This is a genomic window from Methylobacterium sp. (assembly GCF_019750675.1).
Lineage (GTDB): Bacteria > Pseudomonadota > Alphaproteobacteria > Rhizobiales > Beijerinckiaceae > Methylobacterium.
Genome location: NZ_JAIEOF010000194.1, coordinates 1 through 5,847 on the forward strand (window position 1 = coordinate 1; position 5,847 = coordinate 5,847).

General features: G+C 68.0%; 6 protein-coding genes. 5 read left to right on the plus strand and 1 reads right to left on the minus strand.

The genetic code is table 11. The annotated features are described in order from the left end of the window. From K2X24_RS10330 to K2X24_RS10345, 4 genes are all read left to right on the plus strand, one after another. A partial coding sequence (locus K2X24_RS10330) for an MMPL family transporter (RefSeq protein WP_292497539.1) occupies positions 1 to 460 on the plus strand: 460 nt, incomplete at its 5' end. Positions 461 to 535: 75 nt separating this feature from the next. Further along, complete coding sequence (gene secF, locus K2X24_RS10335) at positions 536 to 1,483, plus strand: protein translocase subunit SecF (protein WP_292497541.1); 948 nt, start codon at positions 536 to 538, stop codon at positions 1,481 to 1,483. A gap of 9 nt (positions 1,484 to 1,492) precedes the next feature. Beyond that, positions 1,493 to 1,882, plus strand: coding sequence for an MTH938/NDUFAF3 family protein (locus K2X24_RS10340; RefSeq protein WP_238274908.1), 390 nt, complete (start codon positions 1,493 to 1,495; stop codon positions 1,880 to 1,882). Between the two features lie 13 nt (positions 1,883 to 1,895). Then, entirely contained in the window at positions 1,896 to 2,777 is an 882-nt protein-coding gene (locus tag K2X24_RS10345) for a phytoene/squalene synthase family protein (protein WP_292497545.1), read from the plus strand. A 91-nt stretch (positions 2,778 to 2,868) separates the two neighbouring features. On the opposite strand, the gene K2X24_RS10350 is transcribed toward K2X24_RS10345, so the two are convergent. Next, positions 2,869 to 3,792, minus strand: coding sequence for a manganese catalase family protein (locus K2X24_RS10350; RefSeq protein WP_238274895.1), 924 nt, complete (start codon positions 3,790 to 3,792; stop codon positions 2,869 to 2,871). Positions 3,793 to 4,072: 280 nt separating this feature from the next. Between K2X24_RS10350 and K2X24_RS10355 the strand changes: the two genes are divergently transcribed. Continuing rightward, positions 4,073 to 5,791, plus strand: a complete 1,719-nt coding sequence (locus K2X24_RS10355; protein WP_292497548.1) for an L-lactate permease — start codon at positions 4,073 to 4,075, stop codon at positions 5,789 to 5,791. The last annotated feature ends 56 nt before the right edge of the window (positions 5,792 to 5,847 follow it).

Consider the following 5,847-nt stretch of genomic DNA (forward strand, 5'->3'; position numbering starts at 1 on the left):
CCTCGTCGTCGTCTTCATGTTCGCCACCTACGGGGTGTTCGGCTTCTTCGCCAACATCGCCCTCATCGTGCATGTGGGCCTCATCCTCGGCCTGATGTCGGTGCTGGAGGCGACCATGACCCTGCCGGGCATCGCCGGCATCGTGCTCACCATCGGCACGGCGGTGGATTCGAACGTGCTGATCTACGAGCGCGTGCGCGAGGAGGTGCGGGCGGGCCGCTCCATCGTCTCGGCGCTCCAGGCGGGCTTCGACAAGGCCTTCGCCACCATCATCGATTCGAACTCGACCATGGCCATCGCCGCCCTGATCCTGTTCTTCCTCGGCTCCGGCCCCGTGAAGGGCTTCGCCGTGGTGTTCATCCTCGGCATCCTCACCACGGTCATCACCGCCGTGACCCTGACCCGGATGATGATCGCCCTGTGGTACAACATGGCCCGGCCCAAGGCCCTGCCGTTCTAATCGCCGGCCCTGCCGTCATCTCGGACGGCCGGCCTTCGTGGCCGGCATCCTTGACCAAGAGTTTCGAGACCGATCATGCGCCTGCTTCGCCTCTGGCCCGACGAGTCGCACGTCGACTTCATGCGCTTCCGGCGCCTCACCTTCCCGCTCTCGGCCTTCATGTCCGTGGCGACGGTGGTGCTGTTCCTCACCGTCGGCCTGAACTTCGGCATCGACTTCAAGGGCGGCACCCTGGTGGAGCTGCAGGCGAAATCGAAGACCGCCGATGTCGGCGCGGTGCGCCATACGGCGAACGGCTTCGGCTTCGGCGAGACGGAAGTGCAGGAACTCGGCGGAGAGGGCACCGTGCTGGTGCGCTTCCCCCTGCAGCCGGGCGAGCAGGGCCAGACGGCCGTGATGCAGAAGGCGCATGCCGCCTTCGACGCCGATTACGAGTTCCGACGCACCGAGACCGTGGGTCCCCGCGTCTCGGGCGAACTCGTGCAGTCGGGCACCATCGGGGTCGTGCTCTCGGTGCTGGCGGTGCTGTTCTACCTTTGGTTCCGCTTCGAGCGGGAACTGGCGCTCGGCGCCATCGTGGGCACGCTCCACGACATCGTGCTCACGCTCGGCGTCTTCGTCATCTCCCGCATCGAGTTCAACATGACCTCGATCGCCGCGATCCTCACCATCGTGGGCTACTCGCTCAACGAGACCGTGGTGGTGTTCGACCGGACGCGCGAGCTGATGCGCCGCTACAAGACCATTCCCACGGTGGAGCTCCTCAACCTCTCGATCAACTCCACCATGTCCCGCACGGTGATGACCGCGACCTCGGCCTTCCTGTCGCTGCTGGCTCTGGTGCTGTTCGGCGGCGAGGCGATCAAGGGCTTCGCCATCGTGATGCTGGCCGGCGTCGTCATCTGCACCTACTCGGCGATCTTCGTCTCGACGCCGGTGCTGATCTATCTCGGCCTGATGCTCTCGGGCGTGAAGGCGCAGGGGCGCCCGGCCGGCGGGCGCGTGCCCCAGGCGGCGGAGTAGGGGGCGGCCATGGCGTCTTCCGGCAGCCTGCACGACGGCTTCGTTCCGGGGCGCCACCTCATCGACGCCTACGGCAACGGCGGCTTCCGCTTCGCCGAGATGTCCCATCGCGGCTCGATCCTGGTCACGCCGTCCGGCATCCGGGCCTGGGACGTGACCGAGCCCCGCGCCATCGACCGGAACGCGCTGCGTCCGATCCTTGCCGAGGCCGGGGCGGTGGAACTCCTCCTCGTCGGAACCGGGCTCGACATCGCGCCTTTTCCCGATGCGCTCCGGCGCTGGCTCAAGGAGGGCGGCATCGGCCTCGACGTGATGCAAACGGGGGCCGCGGCGCGCACCTACAACATCCTCATGGCGGAGAACCGCAAGGTCGCCGCCGCCCTGATCGCGGTCGCATGATGAAGCGCGGGACATGACGGATTCGGACACCCGGACCAGCCCGGCCGAGGGCAACCTCGCCTTCGCCTTCCAGCATTGCGAGGGCCTGGTCCGGGACGGCGATCCCGACCGCTACTTCGCCACTCTCTTCGCGCCCGCTTCCGCCAGGCCCCATCTCTTCGCCCTCATCGCCTTCAGCCTCACCGTCGCCCGGGTCCGCGAGGCCGCCTCCAACCCGATGGCCGGCGAGATCCGCCTGCAATGGTGGCGCGACGCCCTCCAGGGCGAGGCCCGCGGCGACGTCAAGGCCAACCCGGTGGCCGCCGCCCTCGACGACGCCATCGTGCGGCGCAAGCTCGGACGCCAGCCCTTCGTCGATCTCATCGATGCCCGGGTCTTCGACCTCTACGAGGATCCGATGCCCCGGGTGAATGATCTCGAGGGCTATTGCGGCGAGACCGTCTCGGCCCTGATCCGCCTCGGCGCCCTCGTCCTCTGCGACGGGGCCGAGCCCGGCGGCGCGGCGGCGGCCGGCCACGCGGGCGTCGCCTACGGGGTCACCGGCCTGCTGCGAGCGCTGCCCTGGCACGCGCGCGCGGGCCAGGTCTACCTGCCCGCCGACATCCTCAAGACCTACGGCGTCACCCGCGAGGACATCGTCACGGGGCGCGGAGGCCCCGGTCTCCTGCGCGCCACCGCCGACCTGCGGGCGCTGGCGCGCCGCCACCTCAAAGCCTACGAGGCGGCCCGCGCCACCATCGCGCCGGCCGCGCGCCCCGCCTTCCTGCCCGTGGCCCTGGTGGAGCCCTACCTCGCCGCCATGGAGCGGCCGGGCTACGACCCCCTCAACACGGTCATTGAGATTCCGCGCTGGCGCCGCCTCTGGACCCTCTGGCGCGCCTCCCGCCGAGGCTGAACCGCACCGGCTCCCCGAACAGGGAAGTCGCCATGAAAAAGGGCGGCCCCGAAGGAGCCGCCCCGTCTTCATCCCGTCCGGAGCTTCCGGCTCAGCGGGCCTTCTTCGTCAGCTTCTCGGCGATCTCGAACATCTCCTGCGGCGCGTAGTCCGGCGTGAAGGCCGAGGGCACGCCGGTGAGCTGGTGGATCTTGCCGCCCTCGGGCATGCCTTCGACGACGCTGAGCTCGCCCGGCGGATCGCCCGGCAGCGCCATCTCGCCGTTGCCCCAGATGCCGGCCATCTCGGTGTAGTCGCCCGGGCTGAAGGTGTAGAGCCGGCGGTGCGAGCCCTCCTGGAGGTACTTCTGGCACTCGGGAATCTTGTCGAGGTTGATGTTCGGGGTCGGCAGGAACTTCTCGATCTCCACGCCGGTGATCTTCTTCAGGGCCAGGGCGTAGGCGTGGGCGTGGACCGAGCCGCGCACCAGCAGGTAGCCGCAGACCTCGCGGCCGGTCGGATCGGTCAGGGTCTCGTAGACCCGCAGCTTGTGCAGGCGGGCGCCGCATTCGAGGTGGAAGTTGTGCAGCAGATCCACCACGACGTTGCCCGTGGTGGTGATGAAGTCGTTGTTCCAGGAGGCGCCGTTGCTGTTGACCGGTGTCACGCCGCCGCCGTTCGACAGGAAGGCGGCCGCGAGGCGGATGTCCTTCATGTCCTCGAACGGCGCCTTCGAGATGTCGCCGCCGTCCTTCGCGTCGCCGTCGTTGTCGGGACCGTTGGCGAGCATCGCCACGCCGTTGCTGACGAGCTCCACGTGACCGAGTTCCTCGGCCGTGATCGCCGCAACGAGGCTATAGAACGGGCGCAGCTTCGATTTGCTGCGAAAATTGAAGCTCTGGAACATGTAATTTCCCAGAGTCGACATCTCGCCATACTTGCCGCCGAGCAATTCCTGCAGGGCCGCGGCGGCGTTCGGATCTTTCCGCTTGGGTGCAGGAAGCTCGGCCTGTAGCTTGTCGACGCGCATAAACATAGATTTAATCTCCGGTTCCGATCGCTCGGGGTCTCGTGGGGGAAGTGGCCGCCGCAGGCGCATGTTCCCCTCACGCGAGCGGGAATGCGCAGGGTGCGGCGCCGTCGACCGCCGCGAGGAAGCGCCCCGGCGTCGCGGCCCGGATCACGGATATCCATGCAACACCCTCTGAATACATGATTAACCCGCGTTGAGCCGGCCGGACCGCTCTGCTAGCTACGGGAACAAGGCCCGGCAGGAGATCGGGCTTGCCCGGAGGAGTAAGGCGCCCGTGAACACAGTGACCACCTGGAATCAGGTCTACGACCCATTCGGGAATGCCTGGCTCTCGACTCTCGCCGCCTCTCTGCCGGTCATCGCCCTGCTCGGCATGATCGCGAGCGGCAAGGTGCAGGCCCATATCGCGGCCGTGCTTTCCCTCGTGCTGGCCTTCTGCGTCGCCGTCTTCCTGTTCGGCATGCCGGGCGACCTCGCCCTGCGGGCCTCCGGCTACGGCGTCGCGCTGGGCCTGTTCCCCATCGGCTGGATCATCCTCAACGTCATCTTCCTCTACCGCCTGACGGTGGAGAAGGGCTGGTTCGCCACGCTTCAGCAGTCGGTGGCGGGCATCACCACGGACCGGCGGCTCCAGCTGCTGCTCGTGGCCTTCGCCTTCGGCGCCTTCTTCGAGGGCGCGGGTGGCTTCGGCACCCCGGTGGCGGTCACGGGCGCGATCCTGATCGGCCTCGGCTTCTCGCCGCTGGCGGCCTCCGGCCTCTCGCTCATCGCCAACACCGCGCCGGTGGCCTACGGGGCGCTCGGCGCGCCCATCCAGGGCCTCGCCTCGGTGACGGGCTACGACCCCTACATCCTCGGCGCCATGATCGGCCGGCAGCTGCCGTTCTTCTCGATCATCGTGCCGTTCTGGCTGATCTGGGTGTTCGCGGGCTTCCGCGGCATGATCAAGATATGGCCCCCGATCCTCGTCTGCGGCGGCTCCTTCGCGGCGGCCCAGTTCCTGATCTCGAACTACGTCAACCCCTGGATCGTCGACATCGGCGCCTCGCTGATCTCGATGGCCGCCCTGGTGGCCTTCCTCAAGGTCTGGCAGCCCAAGGAGATCTGGACCTCCCCGGCGCTGCGCGGCAACGACCCGTCCATCGGCTACGTCAACGGCGGCCGTCCGGTCTCGCTCGGCGCCGCCGTTCCGGGGGACCTGCCCAAGGTGGATCTCGGTGGCCGCACCGCGACCTCCCGCGAGATCGCGATGGCCTGGGTCCCGTGGATCATCCTCTCGGTGATCGTGGCGATCTGGGGCACGGGCTGGTTCAAGAGCCTCGTAAACCCGATCTTCACCTGGAAGTACGAGGTGCCGGGCCTGCACAACGTGATCATGAAGGTGCCGCCGGTGGTGGCGAAAGCCCATCCGGAAGCCGCCGTCTTCGCCTTCACCTACATGTCCTACACCGGCACCGGCGTGCTCTTCGCCGCGATCATCTCCGGCCTGATCATGCGCTTCTCGCCCTGGCGCCTGGTGACGGCCTATATCGAGACGATCTGGGTGCTGCGCTACTCGCTCATCACCATCGCGGCGATGCTCGCGCTCGGCGTGCTCACCCGCTACGCGGGTGTCGATGCCACCCTCGGCCTCGCCTTCGCCGGCACCGGCATCCTCTACCCGTTCTTCGGCACCCTGCTGGGCTGGCTCGGCGTGGCGCTGACGGGCTCGGACACCGCCTCCAACGTGCTCTTCGGCGGATTGCAGAAGATCACCTCGGAGCAGCTCGGCCTGTCGGGCATCCTCATGGCCTCGGCGAACTCGTCGGGCGGCGTGATGGGCAAGATGATCGACGCCCAGTCGATCGTCGTCGCCTCCACCGCCACCGGCTATTTCGGCCAGGAGGGCAAGATCCTGCGCTTCGTGTTCTGGCACTCGATCGTGCTGGCCTGCCTCGTCGGCGGCCTCGTGATGCTGCAGGCTTACGTGCACCCGTTCAGCGCCATGGTGATCCACCCGTGATCGGCTGACCGCCGCAACGCCGTGCCATCAGCCCGCCCCGGTCTCCGGGGCGGGTT